Below are 18,256 nucleotides of genomic sequence, written 5' to 3' on the forward strand. Positions count from 1 at the left end.
CTGGACAGTGTGTCGAGAATTGACCCTTTTTCTGCCCAGTGTGAAGTCCTACATTACAGGCACCGCGGCGCTTCCGCCACGTACCCTGCCTTAGAAGGACCACACACCATGAAAACCATCGCCCAACGCCGCAGCCTGGCGCTTTCCCTGCTTTGCGCCGTCAGCCTGTCGTTTGCCGCGGCTGCTGCCCACGCCTCCGAACCCGCTTCCGACATCGCCCGCCTGGACGGCAGCATCGCCCACGTCGGCAAGGCCGACCCGTTCCTGGACGGCGCGAAAATCGGCCAGCCCGATCCGTACACCGATGGCGCGCGGGTTGGCAAGCCTGACCCGTTCACTGACGGCGCCAATGTCACCGACCGCCGCGACGCGTTCACCGACGGCGCCTGAGTCCCTGCCCCTTCCCTTGCCACGGCCCCGGCCGTGGCGGCCCGCCAGCGCCCTCAACCCGCCGGGCGGGCATCTCCCTCAGCATGCCCGCTCGCGGCTGCTTCCGCCCCCATCCCCCCGTCCAGGCCCGCGTTGGGCTCCAGCTCGGACACCATCATCGACTCGATCGCTTCCATGAAGGCCCGCACCTTGCGCGGCTGCAGCCGCCGGTCCGGCAGCAGCGCGAACACACGCAGCGGCGGCAGCGGGTAGTCCGGCAGCACGCGCACCAGCCGCCCTTGCGCGATCTCGGCCTCGCAATAAATGACCGACAGCCGGGCGATGCCAAGCCCCGCCAGCGCACCCTGCACGCGCAGTTCGGCGTTGTGGGTCTGCATGCGCGGACGGATCGGCACGGACACAGTCTGGCCGTCGCGGGTGAATTCCCAGACGGTGTCGCCGGGCGTGGTCAGGGTCGGCATATTGGCCAGGTCTTCCGGGCGCAACTGCGCCGGCAGGCTGTCCGCCAGCGCCGGCGCGGCAAACAGGCCGCGTTCGACGTGGTAGATACGGCGCGCCACCGTGCCTGAATCCGGCAGGTCGGTATCGACGACGACAAAGGCCACGTCAAACCCGTCGCGGATCGGGTCGACCAGGCCCTGGGTGATTTCCACCGCCACATCCAGCGCCGGATGCGCCGCCAGCGTGCGGCAGATCACGCCGCCCAGTTGCTGGGCGCCGAACTCATAGGGTGTGGCGATGCGCAGCACGCCTTGCACGCGCTCTTCACGCGCCAGCGTTTCCTGGCGGATTTCGCGCAGGCGCGCAAACAACGGGGCAACATCGCGGTAGACCGCCTTGCCAGCATCCGTGAGGCGCATGCGCCGCGTGGTGCGCTCCAGCAGCTTGGCGCCGATGGCGGTTTCCAGCCGCGCCACCGCGGCCGAGACGCGCGACTTGGGGCAGTCCAGCTGCTCCGCCGCGGCCGTGAACGTCCCCTGCTCGACCACGCAGCAGAACGCCTCCCAATCATTCCATTGGATTGTTTCGTTCACCGGACAATGTTTCCCTGACAAGCTGTAGTTCCCGACGGCAGGCCTACATTATGCTTGAGCGATGCAACAAACGCCTGTCCCAGCTGGACCGGACGCCTCAGCCCCCGCAGTTCCAGCAGCCATAGCCCCCGCCGCCCCCACACCCCAGCGCCCGCGCATGCAACTCGCCAGTCACCCGGAAATGGGTCACTGGCGTCTTTCATTGTTCGGCCTGACGCTCGGGCTGGTGACCGGCATCGACTTCTCTTCCACGCTGATGATGGGCGTGGCAAGCCAGCATATCCAGGGCGGCGTCGGTGCCGCGCCGGAAGACTATCTGTACGCGATCTCGGCCTACGCGGCCACCGCGGTACTGATGAACATGGTTCTGGACCAGGTCGCACGCCGCACCACCTACAAGCGCTTCACCATCGGGTCGCTGCTGGTATTCATCCTGGGCTCGCTGATCTGCGCCGAGTTTGCCAGCCCGACCGGGCTGATCACCGGCAAGGCGGTGCAGGGGCTGGGTGCCGGCGGCCTGTTCGCGGCCTCGCGCATCCTGGTGCAGCTGGTGTCGACGCCGGCCGAGCGTGGCCCGCTGATGCTGCGCTTCGGCGGCGGCGCGTTCTCGATGCTGGCCATCACGCCCTGGCTGACCAGCATCTTCCTGGACGATATCGGCTGGCGCGCGGTGTTCCTGTTCCAGGCCGGCATTGCCTTGCCGGTGCTGCTGTCGGTGGCGCTGACCTACCCGACCCGCGCGCCGCGCGACCCGCATCCGCCGGTATCGACACTGGACTGGCCCGCCGCCATCGCCGCCGCGCTGGGCGCGCTGGTGTTCCTGCACACGCTGCAGGAGATGCGCTATACGCGCTTCTTCAGCTCGCTGGAAATGCCGCTGGCCGCGCTGTGCGGGCTGGCACTGTTCGCCTTCAGCGGCTGGCGGCTGTATCGCCATCCGGACCCGTGGATCGACTTCTCGCGCCTGGCCGGGCGCCAGTACCTGTACGGGCTGGGCTTCTACACGCTGTACTACCTGCTCTCGTCGGCCTGGTCGTTCCTGCTGCCCTCGCTCACGCAGACCGGCCTGGGGCTGACCTTCCGCACCACCTGCATGCTGCTGTCGACCAGCGGCACGGTGTCGGCCATCGGCGCCGTCGTCATCACGCTGGGCATGGCGCTGGTGTTCCGCAAGCGGCGCGTGATCGCCATCGGCTTTGTCGTCTACGCCTGCGCGGCGATGCTGCTGTCGCACCAGCTGATGCCGGGCGCGCCGGACTACGCGCTGGTGCCGGTGGTGCTGCTTGAAGGGCTGACGCCGGTGCTGCTGATGGTGCAGGTGGCATCGATGACCTACCTGGAAGTGCCGATCGAGGATTTCTCCCACGCCTACCAGTTCAAGAACGTGTGCAAGCAGATCGCCTCGGCAATGGGCACCGGCCTGGCCAGCGTGTTCATGCAGGACGGCCTGGCGCAGCACCGCACCCACCTGGTGGAGCACATCACGCGCTACAACCCGGTGCTGCAGGCGCCGGATGCGCTCTCGGCAACGGGTCTGGCCAGGATCTCGCTGGAAGTCGACCGGCAGGCCACGCTCTTGGCCGGCATGGACATGCTGCACGGCTTTGCCGTGTTGTGCGTGGTGGCGGCGGTGTTCGTGCTGGCGCAGCGCAGCTTCCGCTAAGGAACCCAAGCACCGGGCGCCAGGCCACGTCCGGGGCCGGTACTGGCGCAATCCCGGCATTTCCTCTACCCTTTCGGCCTTTCCGTGCCAATCCGGCGAACCGCGCCGGGCTACGTAAATGGCCAGTCCCGCCGATTCCCGCCAGAACCCGCCGCAAGCACCGCAGACCGCCGCCGCCACGCCCGAAAAGCCGAGCGACAGCTATGTGCAGTCCTTTGCACGCGGGCTGTCGGTCATCCGGGCCTTCAACGCGCAGCACCCGGCCCAGACGCTGACCGAGATCGCCCAGGCCAGCGGCCTGACGCGCGCCGGCGCGCGCCGCATCCTGCTGACGCTGGTGGGGTTGGGCTACGTGCAGGCCGACGGCCGCCTGTTCCGGCTGACGCCCAAGATCCTGGACCTGGGCTTCGCCTACCTGACCTCGATGCCGTTCTGGAACCTGGCCGAGCCGATCATGGAGACGCTGTCGCAGCAGGTGCATGAAAGCTGCTCGATCTCGGTGCTGGACGGCACCGAGATCGTCTACGTGCTGCGCGTGCCGGCGCGCAAGATCATGACCATCAACCTGTCGATCGGCAGCCGCCTGCCGGCCTATTGCTCGTCGATGGGGCGGGTGCTGCTGGCCGGCCTGGCCGAGCCCGAGCTCGACAGCGTGCTGCGCGCCACCGAACTGCGCGCGCGCACCGGCCGCACCGTTACCGACGTGGATGCGCTCAAGGCCATCGTCGCCGACATCCGCAAGCGCGGCTGGGCGCTCAACGACCAGGAGCTGGAAGAAGGGCTGGTGTCGCTGGCCGCGCCGATCCGCAACCGCGCCGGCCACACCATCGCCGCCATCAATATCAGCGGCCAGGCCAACCGCACCAGCGCGCAGGAGATGCTGGAGCGTTTCCTGCCGCCGCTGCTGGAAGCTTCGGAGAAGATTTCCGGGCTGGTCGGGCTGCGCACCTGAGCGCAGCCGCCGGGATCAGACTGCCGCGGGCAGCTCCACGCTGCCGAATTCGGCCGAGCGCGTGCCGTCCAGCGGCCGGTTGCTGGCCCCGAAATACGCAAACGCCACTGACAGCTTGACCGCGTTGGACGCATTGCGGCCGGCCGCATGGAACAGCCGGCTGTCGAAGAACAGCACGTCGCCGCGGTGCAGCGCCAGCGGCTGCGCGGCGTCCAGCAGTGGCTGGCTGGCCGGGTGGGCTTCGATCAGGAATTCGGCCGGGTCCAGCTGGCCCGGCTCCAGCTTCGCCTGGTGCGAACCCGGGATGACGCGCAGCACGCCGTTGCGCTCGTCTTCGTCGCCCAGCGCCAGCCACACCGTCACCAGTTCCGGCCGGGCAAACGACCAGTAGCGCGTATCGCGGTGCCAGCCGGTCTGGCTGCCATAGTGCGGATGCTTGGTCATCACGCAGTTGTGGTGCGCCAGCGTGATGCGGGCGGGCTCGCCCAGCAGCGCCTGCACCACCGCCACCAGCTGCGGGTCGCTGGCCCAGCGGCGGAATACCTCATCGCGCCCGTAGGCCTGGCGCAGCCGCCTGACCGTGCCGCCGCCGGCGGCATCGCGCGCGGCCGGCGCGCCGGGATAGCCCAGGTCGGCCTCGAACTCCACCGGCGGCACCGCCGCCGCCAGATGCTCACGCGTCACCGCCTCCAGCGCCGCGCACGCCGGCTCATCGGCAAAGCCGCGCAGGATCACGAAACCGTTGGCGTGGAAGGCCTGCACCAGGCGCGGCAGCGCGCCGGCATCGGCAGACAGGACGGAGGAAGGCAGGTCGGCGGAGGGGTCCAGCGAGGTCATTGCAGCAGGCGCGGAACAGGCAGCGGAAAGAGGAATGGGAAGGGCCGCGGTGGCCCGACAGGCTCATGATGCCAGAACCGGCGCGATCTGGCGCAGGCGCTGCACCATAACCATGCAGACAGCGCCGGGGCATCGTCTGTCTCCGTACGGAAACAGACGGTGCCGCGTGCCGCCCGCGCCGCTACAATGCGCTGGTCTTCACCCGATATTCCCCGCATCCACCCGCTTCTTCCACCTTTTGCGCCGAGGTCCAACGTGACAGCTCGCCCACGCATCGTCGCTTCGCTGTCCGAGGCCCAGGCCCAGCTGGGCCGCATCGTTCTTGGCAAGCCGCAGCAGGTGCGGCTGGCGCTGGCCTGCATGCTGGCACGCGGCCACCTGCTGCTGGAAGACGTGCCCGGCGTCGGCAAGACCACGCTGGCCCATGCGCTGGCGCGCACGCTCGGGCTGCAATACCAGCGCGTGCAGTTCACCAGCGACCTGCTGCCGGCCGACCTGATCGGGGTTTCCGTCTTTGTCCGCGACGCTGGCGAGTTCCGCTTCCATCGCGGCCCGGTGTTCGCGCAGGTGGTGCTGGCCGACGAGATCAACCGCGCGCCGCCCAAGACCCAGAGCGCGCTGCTCGAGGCCATGGCCGAGGGGCAGGTGACCCATGACGGCACCACGCACGCGCTGCCGTCGCCGTTTTTCGTGATCGCCACGCAGAATCCGCTGGAGCAGATCGGCACGCATGCCTTGCCCGAATCGCAGCTGGACCGCTTCACCATGCGGCTGTCGCTCGGCTACCCCGACCCCGCCTTCGAGCGCGTGCTGTACCTGGGCGGCGCCAGCGCGCCGGAGCTGCCTCCGGTTATGGATGGCAGCCAGGTGCTGGCGCTGCAGGAGGCTGCCGCACAGGTGTACGCCAGCCCGGCGCTGGTGGACTACGTGCTGGCGCTGGTGCAGGCCACGCGCAACCACGGCGGCTTTGCCGCGGGGCTGTCGCCGCGCGCGGGGCTGGCGCTGCTGGCCTGCGCGCGCGCCTGGGCCCTGCTGGCGCAGCGCAACATGGTGCTGCCGGAAGATGTGCAGGCGGTCTTCACCGCGGTGGCCGCGCACCGGCTGCTGCCCGCCGGCGCGGGCGGCCACGCGGCCGTTGCCGGCGAGCTGGCCGCGCTGCAGGCCGGCGTGGCCATTCCCTGAAGGCCATGGAGGCGCGCAAAAGCGTGCTCCGCGGCGCGCCGGCCATGGCTCAGCGCCGCAGGGCGGGCCGGCGCCCGACCGGCGGAACCGGCGGCACGCTGCTGCTGGATCGCCGCCACCTCTATATCCTGCCCACCCGCGGCGGCCTCGGCTTTGCGGTCGTGCTGGCGGCGATGCTGCTGACTTCGCTGAACTACAACATCAGCCTTGGCTTTGCGCTGACCTTCCTGCTGGCCGGCATCGGCATGGCCTGCATGTGGCTGGCCTACCGCAACCTGCTCGACCTCGCCGTGGCCGCGGGCCCGGCGGCGCCGGCCCATGCCGGGCAGGATGCCGTGTTCCAGCTGCGCGTCGACAACCGCGATGCCGACGCGCGCATCGGCATCGAGGCGCACGTGCCGACGCGGCCAAACGTGGCAACCGCCATACTGATGCTCGATGGCAGCGCCAGCGGCATGCTCGCCCTGTACGTGCCAACAGCGCGCCGGGGCCGGCTGGTGCTGCCGCGCGTGGCAATCGCCAGCCGCTTTCCGTTCGGGCTGTTCCGGGTCTGGAGCTATGCAGACCTGGACATGTCGATGCTGGTCTATCCCGCCCCGGAGCCCGATGCCCCGCCACCGCCTGCCGCATACCGGCCCGACGGTGGCGACGCCGTGCACACCGCCGCCAGCGTGGCAAGCAGCGACGACGGCATAGACCAACTGCGCCGCTACCGCAGCGGCGACCCGCTGCACCGCATCGCCTGGAAGCACAGCGCGCGCACCGGCCGCTGGCTCAGCCGCGCCGGCGATCCGCCGCAGCAGCCGGCGCGCTGGCTGGACTGGCACGCACTCCCCGCCGGCATGGAAGCGGAAGCGCGGCTGTCGCGCCTGTGCGCGTGGCTGCTGGCCGCCGGTGACGATGCCGAGATCGGCCTGCGCCTGCCCGGGGTTGAACTGCCGCCGGCGCGCGGCGGCAGCCACCGGCGCGCCTGCCTGGAAGCGCTGGCGTTATGGCCGCAACGGCCCGCGCCCTACCGTGCCGGAGGCCGGGCGTGAAACCCGTCGCGCGGCCGCTGCGGCATGACGACCATGGACTGCTGCTGGGCCAGCTGGCGCTGGTGCTGGCGCCGCAGGCGCGCACGCTGCCGGTGGCGGTCAGCCTGCTGCTGGTGCTGCTGCTGGGCTGGCGCTGGCTGCTGTGGCGGCGACGGGCGCCGCTGCCCTCGCGCTGGATGCTCGGCATCACCGCGGTCATGGTGCTGCTGGTGGCCAGCGCGCTGGCTTGGCAGGACAGCGGCGGCATGGGGCGCGAGCTCGCCGTGGCGCTGCTGGGTGCCTTTGTCATCCTCAAGCTGCTGGAATGCCGCTCGCTGTCGGACGCGACGCTGGTCACGCAGCTGTCGTTCTACCTGCTGCTGACGCTGTACCTGTCCGACCAGCCGTTCTGGCTGGCGCTGTACAGCCTGGCGATCGGCGCCTGGGTGCTGCGCAACTGGCTGCTGCTGCACCACCCCGAAGCGCGCAGCCGGCTGGCGATCTGGCCACTGCTGGGACGCATGGCGCTGCTGGGCCTGCCCTGGGCGCTGGCGCTGTTCGTGCTGTTCCCGCGGCTGGAGCACCCGCTGTGGCAACTGCCGCAATCGGCGCCGCGCGGCACCACCGGTATCAGCGACACCATGCGGCCGGGCAGCGTCGGACAACTGATCCGTTCGCCGGAAGTCGCCCTGCGTGCCGAAGTCGCAGGCCCGCCGCTGCCCGCCGCAGCGCTGTACTGGCGTGCGCTGGTGCTATGGGAATACGACGGCACCACCTGGCACCCGTCGCGACAGCGCCGGCAGCAACTGGCGCCCGCCGCCGGCAACACGGACGGCATTGACGTCAGCATCACGCTCGAGCCCAGCCAGCAGCGCTGGCTGTTCGCGCTGGACCGCGGCCAGGCGCTGTCCGCCGGCGTGGACGCCGCCGCCACTCCGGACGGCGAATTCATGGTGCGCCGGCCGGTGGACCAGCGCATCCGCTACCGCACGCATTCCACGCTGTCCCCCGCGCCCGAAGCGCTGACAGCCGCCACGCGCCGGCTGGCCCTGAGCCTGCCCGACGGCAACCCGCGCGCCCGCGCGCTGGCCGCCCAATGGGCCGATCTCCATGCCGATCCCGCCGCGCGCGTGCAGGCCGCGCTGCGGCTGTTCGCGGCGGCGCCCTTCGCCTATACGCTGAGCCCGCCGCCGCTGGGCAGCGAACAGGTCGACAGCTTTGTGTTCGACACCCGGCGCGGCTTCTGCGAGCACTACGCCAGCAGCTTCGTCTTCCTGATGCGCGCCGCCGGCGTGCCCGCGCGCGTGGTCACGGGGTACCAGGGTGGCGAGTACAACCCCATCGGCAACCACTACGTGGTGCGCCAGTCCGATGCGCATGCCTGGGCCGAGGTCTGGCTGGATGGCCGCGGCTGGGTGCGCGTGGACCCGACCGGCGCCGTCGCGCCGAGCCGCATCGAGCAGGGGCTGGATGCGGTGGTGGGCAGCGAAGCCGCCGACTGGCGGCCGTCGCAGCAACCGGCGTGGCTGAAGGACCTGCGCTGGGCCTATGAAGGTGTCGTCTACACCTGGCAGCGCTGGGTGCTGCGGTATGACCATGCGCAGCAGCAGCGGCTGCTGCTGGCACTCGGCGCCGGCGTGGGCGCCGGGCAGTTGCTGGCCGGCGTGCTGGGCGCACTGTGCCTGCTGGCGCTGGTGCCGCTGTGGCGGCGCCGCGGGCCGGCGGACCCGGTCGATGCGGCCTATGCCCGCTTCTGCGCCCTGCTTGCCCGCCACGGCTGCGAGCGCGCCAAGGCCGAAGGACCGCAAGACTTCGCCGCGCGCGCCAGCGCACGGCTGCCGCGCGCGGCCGACGCGATCGCTGCTGTCAGCGCCGCCTATGTTGGCTTGCGCTATGGCAACCTGCCGGCCGCGCGCCAGGCGCAGGCGCTGGCAGCGATGCGGGCAGGCATTCGCCAGATCGCCGCGGCGTTGCGGCATTAGGCCCCCGCCAGCCAGACCGGCCGGCACGCCCTGACGGAATTAGCTTCGTTTGATATAATTACATCTGTAACTATATTGAATGTAGCCAATCCGCCGCTCGCGTGGATCGCAACGCCTCCCGCCATGTCTTTCGAACAACGCATCGAGCGCTTCTGCGCCAGCCATCCCGAGGCCCCGCGCGACCTGATCCTGGCCTCCAGGCTGCTGCTGCGCACCGCGCGCCTGCTGCGCGGCCATATCGACCAGGCGCTGGCCCCATTCGAACTGGACATGAGCCAATACCTGCTCCTGAGCATGCTTGCCGTCGACGACGGCCAGCCCAGCATGCCGTCCGAGCTGGGCACCACGCTGGACGCCACGCGCACGCAGATGACGCGGCTACTGGACGGCCTGGAAGCGCGCGGGCTGCTGCGCCGGCGGGCGTCGGCCAGCGACCGCCGCAGCCTGGAGCTGACCCTGACCCCGGCCGGCCGCCGGCTGCTGGAGCGCGCCGCGCCGGCGGTGCATGCCGCCTACGGCGACGCCTGGGCGCCGCTCGGCGCAGGCGGCCTGGCCGGCGCCACGCGTGCACTGACCCAGTTGCACCAGACCCTGGAGGGGCTCCAGCCATGAATCCCGGCTCACCCTGGCAGCCGCTGTGGCGATTGCGCGTCAGCATGCGGTGGCTGCGCTGGCTGAGCCACCGGCAGCGCCAGACCCTGCTGATGATGCTGCTGGCGCTGGCCACCGGCGTGGAGTTCCTCGAGAACATCATGTTCGTGTTTGCCTCCAGCCATATCGTCGGCGGCCTCGACGCCGACCCGCGCAGCTTTGCGCTGGTGCAGGCGGCCTACGCGGTGGGCAGCATGCTGATGATCCTGAAGCAGCAATGGCTGTCGCGCCGGTTCGGCTACCGCTACTACCTGACGGGGGCGCTGCTGCTGTTCATGGCGGGCACGGTCGTGGCCGCGACCAGCCATGCGCTGCCGCAGATGGTGGTGGCGCGCTTTATCCAGGGCGCGGGCGGCGGCGCGCTGTTCACCAGCTGCCGCATCCTGGTCAACGTCCTGTTCGGGCCGACGGCGCGCCCGCGCGCCACCCGCATTTTCATGATCGGCATCTTCTCGGCGTCGGCGCTGGGCCCGGCCTTCGCCGCCGAGCTGATCGACCATGGCGTATGGCAGGGCGTGTTCTACGGCGTGCTGCCGTTCGCCGCGCTGGCCACGCTGGGTGCCTGGCTGCTGCTGCCGGATGCGGAGCCGCGCGCCGATGCCGGCGGCCCCGCGCTCGGGCCGCTGCTGCTGTTCGGCGCCGCCATCGTGACCTTGCAGGCGGCGTTGACCGAGGCGCGCTTCGACGTGTTCTCGCACCCGCTGCGGCTCGCGCTGGTGGCTGCCGCGGGCCTGGCGCTGCTGGCCGTGTTCCTGTGGCACCAGTGGCACCAAAGCGATCCGGTGCTGCACCTGCGCGCACTGCGCCAGCCGGTGTACCTGACCGGCCTGGCGATGTACTTCGTCTACTACATGATCAGCAACCTGAGCGGCTACCTGTTCCCGATCTACGCCGAGCAGGCCCTGAAGGTCCCGCTGGCCACCACCGGCTGGCTCAACACCTTTGCCGCGCTGGTCAGCCTGGCCGGCATCTTCGTCTACCTGCAGGTGGCGCCGCGCCTGGCGCGCAAGAAGCCGCTGATGGTCGCCGGCCTGGTGCTGATGGCCGCCACGGCATGGTGGTTCTCGCAGATGCCGCCCGACGCCGGACCGCCGGCGCTGGCATGGGGGCTGGTCGGCAAGGGGCTGTTCGGCGTGCTGGTGATCATCCCCATTGCCGGGCTGACGTTCCGGGCGCTGAGTCCCGATGAATTCGCCCATGGCTACCGCAGCAAGAACCTGATGCGGCAGGTCGCCAGCTCCTTTGCCTCGGCGCTGGGTGCGGTGCTGCTGCAGAACCGCCAGTTCGCGGTGCACGACAGCCTGCTGCACGCGGTGGGCCAGCGCCCCGCCGAGACCGAACACTGGATGGCTGCCATGCAGGCGGCATTGGCCGCGCGCGGCTTCGATGCGGCGCAGGCCCACCTGGGCGCGCTCGCGCAACTGAACGGGCTGATCGAGCAGCAGGCCAGGCTGATTGCCTGCGAGGATATCTATCGGCTGATTGCGGTGCTGGCGCTGGGTGCGGCGGCGTACATGCTGCTGCAGCGGCGGCTGGCCTGAAGCCCGCGCGAGCGGCTATGCGCAAGCCGTGCGACGACTGGAACTACTGCGGGACAGACGCGGAATTCGGGGAGAAGCGAAGGCACCGCGCACGAGGCGATGGCGCGGACGGGTCGCAGTGCCGGCGGACGCGGCACCGGCGAAGTACCTGCTCAGAACAGCGACAGCTGGCGCATGCCGAAACCGATGGTCTCTTCCACGCGCGCACGGGCGTGGGCCAGCGAGCCTTCTGCGCCAGAGTAATTGCCGGCGGCCCAGTGGTAGACCACGGGGATGTCGCCGCGCTCGGACAGACGCACTTCGCCAAGCTTGTCGCCGCGTTCGTTGCGGTAGAAGTGTGAACGGTAGCCGCGCTCCCAGTGGGGGGCGACAACCTTCTTGCGCCGCCGGGGCTTCGGCGCGGAGCCGGCGGTGGACGTCGTGGACGTCAGTCGCCGCGCTCTATCGGTACCCGGCGTGATGGCGCGGGTGAAATCCAACTGCATAGACTTCCTCTTTGTCGATTCAGCAGAACCAGGGTCGGCGGGGGCTGCCGCCGCATGCTTCGTGCATCGCAGTCGAGATAATACCTGCTGGCGCGCTTTCTGTAAGCAGTTCGTTGCGCTGAATCCCGCCTCCGGCAAGGCTTAGCGGGCCGTATACCCTCTTCGTATACGTGTCGGTATACGTCGGGGTATACGGCCCGCGCGGGCAGCAATGCCTTGCCAGTTAACGGCTTGCGGGCAGTCTGGCGTGCCCGCGGCAATTAGCCCAGGTCGAGCGGAATGAAGATGCGCGCATCGTCGCGCTGCACCAGCAGTGCCACCTGCTTGCCGGATTTCGATACCAGCGACCTGAGCTGCTCGGCCGAGCTGATTGGCGTGCCGTTGAGCGACAGGATCACGTCGCCCGGCTGGATGCCGACGCGCGCGGCGGGACCGGCCACGTCCTCGACCACCAGGCCGCCGTCGATGCCGCTGTCACGCTTCTCCGCCGGCGTGAGCGGCCGCACCGCCAACCCCAGCCGGCCACCGGCCTCGCTGCTGCCGCCCTTCTGTGCGACGGCCCGGTCCTTGGCCGTGCCCACCGTCACCGACAGCGTCATCGGCTGGCCCTTGCGGATGATCTTCAGCGAGGTCTGCGTGCCCGGCTTGATATCGGCCACGTGCTCGGGCAGGTCGCCCGAATGGTCAATCACGTCATTGTCCAGCTGCACGATGACGTCGCCGGGCTTCAGGCCAGCGCGCGCGGCCGGGCTGTCGGGCTCGACCGAGTTGACCAGCGCACCGGTAGGCTTGGGCAACCCGAACGATTGCGCCAGCGCCTGGTTCACCTCCTGCACACTGATGCCGAGACGCCCGCGCGTGACCTTGCCATGCGCCACCAGTTGCTGCTGCACCTTGGTGGCCACGTCGATCGGGATCGCGAACGACAGGCCCTGGTAGCCGCCGGTCTGGCTGTAGATTTGCGCGTTGATGCCGACCACCTCGCCGCGCTGGTTGAACAGCGGCCCGCCCGAGTTGCCGGGATTGACGGCAACATCGGTCTGGATGAACGGCACATAGGTATCGTCCGGCAGCGAGCGCGACTTGGCACTGACGATGCCCGCGGTCACGGTGTTCTCGAAGCCGTAGGGAGAACCAATCGCCAGCACCGGCTCGCCCACGCGCACCCGCGAAGGATCGCCCAGGCGCACGGTCGGCAGGTTCCTGGCGTCGATGCGGATCACGGCCACGTCGGTCTGCGGATCGCTGCCGAGCACCTTGGCCTTGAACTCGCGGCGGTCGGTCAGCTTGACGGTGACCTCCTGCGCGCCGTCGACGACGTGCGCATTGGTCAGGATCAGCCCGTCAGGGCTCACGATAAAGCCCGAGCCCAGTCCGCGCACCAGTTGCTGCTGGCCACCCTGCGGACCCTGGAACTGCGGCCCAAAACGCTTGAAGAACTGGAACAGGGGATCGTCCGGATCGATGCCCGGCGGCATCTGCGCCGCAGTGCGCTGGGCGCGCGCGGTGACGCTGATATTGACCACGGCGGGCCCGTACTGTGCCACGATGCCGGAGAAATCCGTCGGCGTGGCCACGGCGGCCGCCGGCTGCGCAGGCGCGACGGCTGGCGCAGGAGCCGCGTACCCCGGCGTGATGACTTCCTTCTGCAGATAGGCATAGCCACCGCCAAGGGCGGCAAGGGCCGCGATACCAACGGCCGTGCGAGCAATGGTCTGGCGCATCATGTGTGGTTCCTTTCCTTGTGCATCAGGCGTCGGCACTTTGCGACGCGACACGGTCATGCTAGCGACCCAGACTTAAAACAGACTTAAGGTTCAGCACTGGCCATGCACGGGCGTATCGAGCACATTTCGGGAAAGTGTAAATTTATATTGCGCACAATTTAATTGTGTCTAATATATCGCCATGGAACACGACAACGACCCCTCCCCAGACTGGCTGCTGCTGGATCGCCAACTGTGCTTTGCGCTGTATTCGAGCTCACTGGCCATGACCAAGTTGTACAAGCCGCTCTTAAGTGAGCTTGGACTTACTTATCCGCAATATCTGGTGATGCTGGTGTTGTGGGAGACGGAAACGCTGACGGTCTCGGAACTCGGCGCCCGGCTGGCGCTGGACTCCGGGACGCTGACGCCGCTGTTGAAGCGGCTGGAGACGGCCCGGCTGGTCACGCGCACACGCGACGCGGCCGACGAACGTCGGGTGCTGGTCCGCCTGACCGACGCCGGCCGCGCGTTGCGCCAGCTTGCTGCGCGTATTCCTGAACAGATGTTGTGCGCCACGCAGTGCCCGGTCGAAGAGATCCAGGCCCTGACGCAGCGCCTGCATGCACTGCGGTCGTCGCTTGAACAAGCGCGGACCGATTCCAGCCTGCCGGACTGACGGCAAGCATTGATACGCCCTCTCGGGCAACAAACCGGAGCCTTAGATGAAACTCGAAAAAGTCGTTTATACCGCCCATGCAACCGCCACCGGCGGCCGTGACGGCCGTGCCACCACGTCCGATGGCCAGCTTGACGCCAAACTGGCCGTGCCCAAAGAAATGGGTGGCGCCGGCAACGGCCTGAATCCGGAACAGCTCTTTGCTGCCGGCTATTCGGCCTGCTTCCTGGGCGCCATGCGCTATGTGGCCGGCCAGCAGAAGATCGCCGTGCCCGCAGATGCCACGATCGAGGGCGCGGTCGGCATCGGCCCGATCCCGCAAGGGTTCGGCATCCAGGTCGAACTGAAGATCTCGCTGCCGGGTTTCGAGCGCGAGGCTGCCGAAAAGCTGGTCGAACAGGCGCACCAGGTGTGCCCCTACTCGAACGCAACGCGCGGCAATATCGACGTGACGCTGACTGTGGTCTGATCCTGCAGGCATGGAAAAGGCCGGTATCGCGAAGGCGATACCGGCCTTTTTGTTTGGTCGCCCTGGGGGCTACTGATCCGGCTCGCCTGCTGGCAGTTGCGCGCAAAATGCCCGCTTCTGCGTCGAACTCAAGCGCTTGATCTCGATTTCCGCCTTCAACGCTTCGGATTTCGTCTCGAAGCGCAATTGGCCCAAGACGCGTATGGGCTTGCGCGATCGCGTGTATTTGGCACCTTTTCCGGACAGATGCTCGGCGAAGCGGCGGGCAACATCGGTCGTGATTCCGGTGTAGATGGAATCACCGGTGCATTCGAGCAAATAGAGATACCAGGCGCCGTCAGCCGACATGGATGGGTAATGGGGGATTCAGCGAGGAATTCAGCGGTAATGGTATTACGCCGGAGCGGCGGCGAGCCATTGCATTTTCGCCGCGCCAAAGCAAAAACCCCCAGCCTTTTGGGGCTGGGGGTTCTGCGGAATAAGAGCCTGGCGATGACCTACTTTCACACGGGTATCCGCACTATCATCGGCGCGGAGCTGTTTCACGGACCTGTTCGGGATGGGAAGGGGTGGTTCCAGCTCGCTATGGTCACCAGGCATGAGGGGTTGCAGCGCTGAGGTTGAGGTCAACGCTGCGAATAGGGATGTAGTTGGGGTTGTGCGTCTTGTGTCAACTGTTTCGGCACAGTCGCGATCACACACCAGGTGAAACACACTGGTTATAGGATCAAGCCTTACGGGCAATTAGTACTGGTTAGCTTAACGCATTACTGCGCTTCCACACCCAGCCTATCAACGTCCTGGTCTCGAACGACCCTTCAAGGAGGTCAAGCCTCCAGGGAATCCTCATCTTCAGGCGAGTTTCCCGCTTAGATGCTTTCAGCGGTTATCTCTTCCGTACATAGCTACCCTGCGATGCCTCTGGCGAGACAACAGGTACACCAGCGGTACGTCCACTCCGGTCCTCTCGTACTAGGAGCAGCCCCCGTCAAGATTCCAACGCCCACGGCAGATAGGGACCAAACTGTCTCACGACGTTTTAAACCCAGCTCACGTACCTCTTTAAATGGCGAACAGCCATACCCTTGGGACCGGCTACAGCCCCAGGATGAGATGAGCCGACATCGAGGTGCCAAACACCGCCGTCGATATGAACTCTTGGGCGGTATCAGCCTGTTATCCCCAGAGTACCTTTTATCCGTTGAGCGATGGCCCTTCCATTCAGAACCACCGGATCACTATGTCCTGCTTTCGCACCTGCTCGACTTGTCGGTCTCGCAGTTAAGCACGCTTTTGCCATTGCACTTTAGGTACGATGTCCGACCGTACCAAGCGTACCTTCGAACTCCTCCGTTACACTTTGGGAGGAGACCGCCCCAGTCAAACTGCCTACCATGCACTGTCCCCGACCCGGATTCACGGGTCAAGGTTAGAACCTCAAACAAACCAGGGTGGTATTTCAAGGACGGCTCCACGTGAACTAGCGTCCACGCTTCAAAGCCTCCCACCTATCCTACACAGATCGGTTCAAAGTCCAATGCAAAGCTACAGTAAAGGTTCATGGGGTCTTTCCGTCTAGCCGCGGGGAGATTGCATCATCACAAACACTTCAACTTCGCTGAGTCTCGGGAGGAGACAGTGTGGCCATCGTTACGCCATTCGTGCAGGTCGGAACTTACCCGACAAGGAATTTCGCTACCTTAGGACCGTTATAGTTACGGCCGCCGTTTACCGGGACTTCAATCAAGAGCTTGCACCCCATCATTTAATCTTCCGGCACCGGGCAGGCGTCACACCCTATACGTCCACTTTCGTGTTTGCAGAGTGCTGTGTTTTTATTAAACAGTCGCAGCCACCATTTTATTGCAACCCCTTCACCCTTCTGGCGCAGGCCAGTCAAGCTACCAGGGCGTACCTTATCCCGAAGTTACGGTACCAATTTGCCGAGTTCCTTCTCCCGAGTTCTCTCAAGCGCCTTAGAATACTCATCTCGCCCACCTGTGTCGGTTTGCGGTACGGTCTCGTATGACTGAAGCTTAGAGGCTTTTCTTGGAACCACTTCCAATTGCTTCGCAGCACTAGGCCGCTCGCCCCACATCCTTGAATTCCGCGCCCGGATTTGCCTGAGCGCCTTCTCCAATGCAGGGACCGGGACTTCCAACACCCGGACAACCTTCCGCGATCCGTCCCCCCATCGCATCATACGACGGTGCAGGAATATTAACCTGCTTCCCATCAGCTACGCATCTCTGCCTCGCCTTAGGGGCCGACTCACCCTACGCCGATGAACGTTGCGTAGGAAACCTTGGGCTTACGGCGAGGGGGCCTTTCACCCCCTTTATCGCTACTCATGTCAGCATTCGCACTTCCGATACCTCCAGCATCCTTTACAAGACACCTTCACAGGCTTACGGAACGCTCTCCTACCACGCACATTACTGTGCGTCCGCAGCTTCGGTATATAGCTTAGCCCCGTTACATCTTCCGCGCAGGACGACTCGATCAGTGAGCTATTACGCTTTCTTTAAAGGGTGGCTGCTTCTAAGCCAACCTCCTGACTGTTTTAGCCTTCCCACTTCGTTTCCCACTTAGCTATATTTGGGGACCTTAGCTGGCGGTCTGGGTTGTTTCCCTCTTGACACCGGACGTTAGCACCCGATGTCTGTCTCCCGTGATTGCACTCTTCGGTATTCGGAGTTTGCTATGGCGGGGTAATCAGCAATAGACCCCCCAACCATGACAGTGCTCTACCCCCGAAGGTGAGACACGAGGCACTACCTAAATAGTTTTCGGAGAGAACCAGCTATTTCCAGATTTGTTTAGCCTTTCACCCCTATCCACAGCTCATCCCCTAACTTTTCAACGTTAGTGGGTTCGGTCCTCCAGTACGTGTTACCGCACCTTCAACCTGGCCATGGATAGATCATCTGGTTTCGGGTCTACACCCAGCGACTCAACGCCCTGTTCGGACTCGCTTTCGCTACGCCTTCCCTAATCGGTTAAGCTTGCCACTGAATGTAAGTCGCTGACCCATTATACAAAAGGTACGCCGTCACCCGTTGCCAGGCTCCGACTGTTTGTATGCATGCGGTTTCAGGATCTATTTCACTCCCCTCCCGGGGTTCTTTTCGCCTTTCCCTCACGGTACTGGTTCACTATCGGTCGATCACGAGTATTTAGCCTTGGAGGATGGTCCCCCCATCTTCAGACAGGATTTCACGTGTCCCGCCCTACTTGTCGTACACCTAGTTCCACAACGCTGTTTTCGCATACAGGGCTATCACCTGCTATGGCCGGGCTTTCCATCCCGTTCTGCTAACAATGCTGCTAAAGAGTACAAGGCTCTTCCCATTTCGTTCGCCACTACTTTGGGAATCTCGGTTGATTTCTGTTCCTGCAGCTACTTAGATGTTTCAGTTCGCCGCGTTCGCTTCCCTGACCTATGTATTCAGTCAGGGATGACCCATACGGGCCGGGTTTCCCCATTCGGACATCTCCGGATCAAAGCTTGTTTGCCAGCTCCCCGAAGCTTTTCGCAGGCTACCGCGTCCTTCATCGCCTGTGATCGCCAAGGCATCCACCACATGCACTTGTTCGCTTGACCCTATAACGAGTGTGTCTCGATTGCTCGAAACAGTCGCTACAGGATGAGTTCTCGCATTTGTGCCG

The 18,256-nt window shown here is 66.2% G+C and carries 15 protein-coding genes and 2 rRNA genes; 10 read left to right on the top strand and 7 right to left on the bottom strand.

What is annotated here, in order from left to right; all coding sequences use genetic code 11:
- The first annotated feature begins 108 nt into the window (after positions 1-108).
- Complete coding sequence (locus RS901_RS20660) at positions 109-390, top strand: hypothetical protein (RefSeq protein ID WP_316155302.1); 282 nt, start codon at positions 109-111, stop codon at positions 388-390.
- 53 nt (positions 391-443) lie between these two features.
- Here the strand turns inward: RS901_RS20660 and RS901_RS20665 are convergent, their stop codons facing one another.
- Positions 444-1,424, bottom strand: coding sequence for a LysR family transcriptional regulator (locus tag RS901_RS20665; protein ID WP_316155304.1), 981 nt, complete (start codon positions 1,422-1,424; stop codon positions 444-446).
- Positions 1,425-1,485: 61 nt separating this feature from the next.
- Between RS901_RS20665 and RS901_RS20670 the strand changes: the two genes are divergently transcribed.
- Positions 1,486-3,087, top strand: coding sequence for an MFS transporter (locus RS901_RS20670; protein WP_316155306.1), 1,602 nt, complete (start codon positions 1,486-1,488; stop codon positions 3,085-3,087).
- Between the two features lie 118 nt (positions 3,088-3,205).
- Positions 3,206-4,039 carry an IclR family transcriptional regulator gene (locus RS901_RS20675; protein ID WP_013951866.1) on the top strand — a complete coding sequence of 278 codons (834 nt, stop codon included), beginning with the start codon at positions 3,206-3,208 and terminating at the stop codon, positions 4,037-4,039.
- Positions 4,040-4,054: 15 nt separating this feature from the next.
- On the opposite strand, the gene RS901_RS20680 is transcribed toward RS901_RS20675, so the two are convergent.
- Entirely contained in the window at positions 4,055-4,876 is an 822-nt protein-coding gene (locus RS901_RS20680) for a phytanoyl-CoA dioxygenase family protein (protein WP_316155310.1), read from the bottom strand.
- A 255-nt stretch (positions 4,877-5,131) separates the two neighbouring features.
- Between RS901_RS20680 and RS901_RS20685 the strand changes: the two genes are divergently transcribed.
- From RS901_RS20685 to RS901_RS20705, 5 genes are all read left to right on the top strand, one after another.
- The gene (locus RS901_RS20685) at positions 5,132-6,058 is read left to right on the top strand and encodes a MoxR family ATPase (protein ID WP_316155312.1); all 927 of its coding nucleotides are present in this window, start codon (positions 5,132-5,134) and stop codon (positions 6,056-6,058) included.
- A gap of 5 nt (positions 6,059-6,063) precedes the next feature.
- The gene (locus RS901_RS20690) at positions 6,064-7,095 is read left to right on the top strand and encodes a DUF58 domain-containing protein (RefSeq protein ID WP_410054212.1); all 1,032 of its coding nucleotides are present in this window, start codon (positions 6,064-6,066) and stop codon (positions 7,093-7,095) included.
- Positions 7,092-9,056: a DUF3488 and DUF4129 domain-containing transglutaminase family protein gene (locus RS901_RS20695; protein WP_316155316.1), complete on the top strand. Its 1,965-nt coding sequence runs from the start codon at positions 7,092-7,094 to the stop codon at positions 9,054-9,056. Before RS901_RS20690 ends, RS901_RS20695 begins: the two co-directional genes overlap by 4 nt.
- A gap of 123 nt (positions 9,057-9,179) precedes the next feature.
- Positions 9,180-9,668, top strand: a complete 489-nt coding sequence (locus tag RS901_RS20700; protein WP_316155317.1) for a MarR family winged helix-turn-helix transcriptional regulator — start codon at positions 9,180-9,182, stop codon at positions 9,666-9,668.
- Complete coding sequence (locus RS901_RS20705; RefSeq protein WP_316155319.1) at positions 9,665-11,248, top strand: MFS transporter; 1,584 nt, start codon at positions 9,665-9,667, stop codon at positions 11,246-11,248. The genes RS901_RS20700 and RS901_RS20705 overlap by 4 nt, the downstream gene beginning before the upstream one ends.
- Positions 11,249-11,400: 152 nt before the next feature.
- Here the strand turns inward: RS901_RS20705 and RS901_RS20710 are convergent, their stop codons facing one another.
- Together RS901_RS20710 and RS901_RS20715 are read right to left on the bottom strand one after the other, a co-directional pair.
- Positions 11,401-11,733 carry a hypothetical protein gene (locus RS901_RS20710; protein ID WP_010809792.1) on the bottom strand — a complete coding sequence of 111 codons (333 nt, stop codon included), beginning with the start codon at positions 11,731-11,733 and terminating at the stop codon, positions 11,401-11,403.
- 260 nt (positions 11,734-11,993) lie between these two features.
- Positions 11,994-13,460, bottom strand: a complete 1,467-nt coding sequence (locus RS901_RS20715; protein WP_316155321.1) for a DegQ family serine endoprotease — start codon at positions 13,458-13,460, stop codon at positions 11,994-11,996.
- A 181-nt stretch (positions 13,461-13,641) separates the two neighbouring features.
- On the opposite strand from RS901_RS20715, the gene RS901_RS20720 reads away from it, so the two are divergent.
- Positions 13,642-14,118, top strand: coding sequence for a MarR family transcriptional regulator (locus RS901_RS20720; protein WP_316155323.1), 477 nt, complete (start codon positions 13,642-13,644; stop codon positions 14,116-14,118).
- 46 nt (positions 14,119-14,164) lie between these two features.
- Entirely contained in the window at positions 14,165-14,587 is a 423-nt protein-coding gene (locus tag RS901_RS20725) for an organic hydroperoxide resistance protein (protein ID WP_013951857.1), read from the top strand.
- Between the two features lie 69 nt (positions 14,588-14,656).
- On the opposite strand, the gene RS901_RS20730 is transcribed toward RS901_RS20725, so the two are convergent.
- The 3 genes from RS901_RS20730 to RS901_RS20740 all read right to left on the bottom strand — a co-directional run bounded on the left by RS901_RS20730 (position 14,657) and on the right by RS901_RS20740 (position 18,191).
- Complete coding sequence (locus RS901_RS20730) at positions 14,657-14,935, bottom strand: GIY-YIG nuclease family protein (RefSeq protein WP_316155326.1); 279 nt, start codon at positions 14,933-14,935, stop codon at positions 14,657-14,659.
- 136 nt (positions 14,936-15,071) lie between these two features.
- Positions 15,072-15,184 (bottom strand): 5S ribosomal RNA (rrf, locus tag RS901_RS20735).
- A 126-nt stretch (positions 15,185-15,310) separates the two neighbouring features.
- Positions 15,311-18,191: ribosomal RNA gene (locus RS901_RS20740) — 23S ribosomal RNA — on the bottom strand.
- Between the last annotated feature and the right edge of the window lie 65 nt (positions 18,192-18,256).

Source organism: Cupriavidus sp. BIC8F (assembly GCF_032465815.1).
Taxonomy (GTDB): Bacteria; Pseudomonadota; Gammaproteobacteria; order Burkholderiales; family Burkholderiaceae; genus Cupriavidus; species Cupriavidus necator.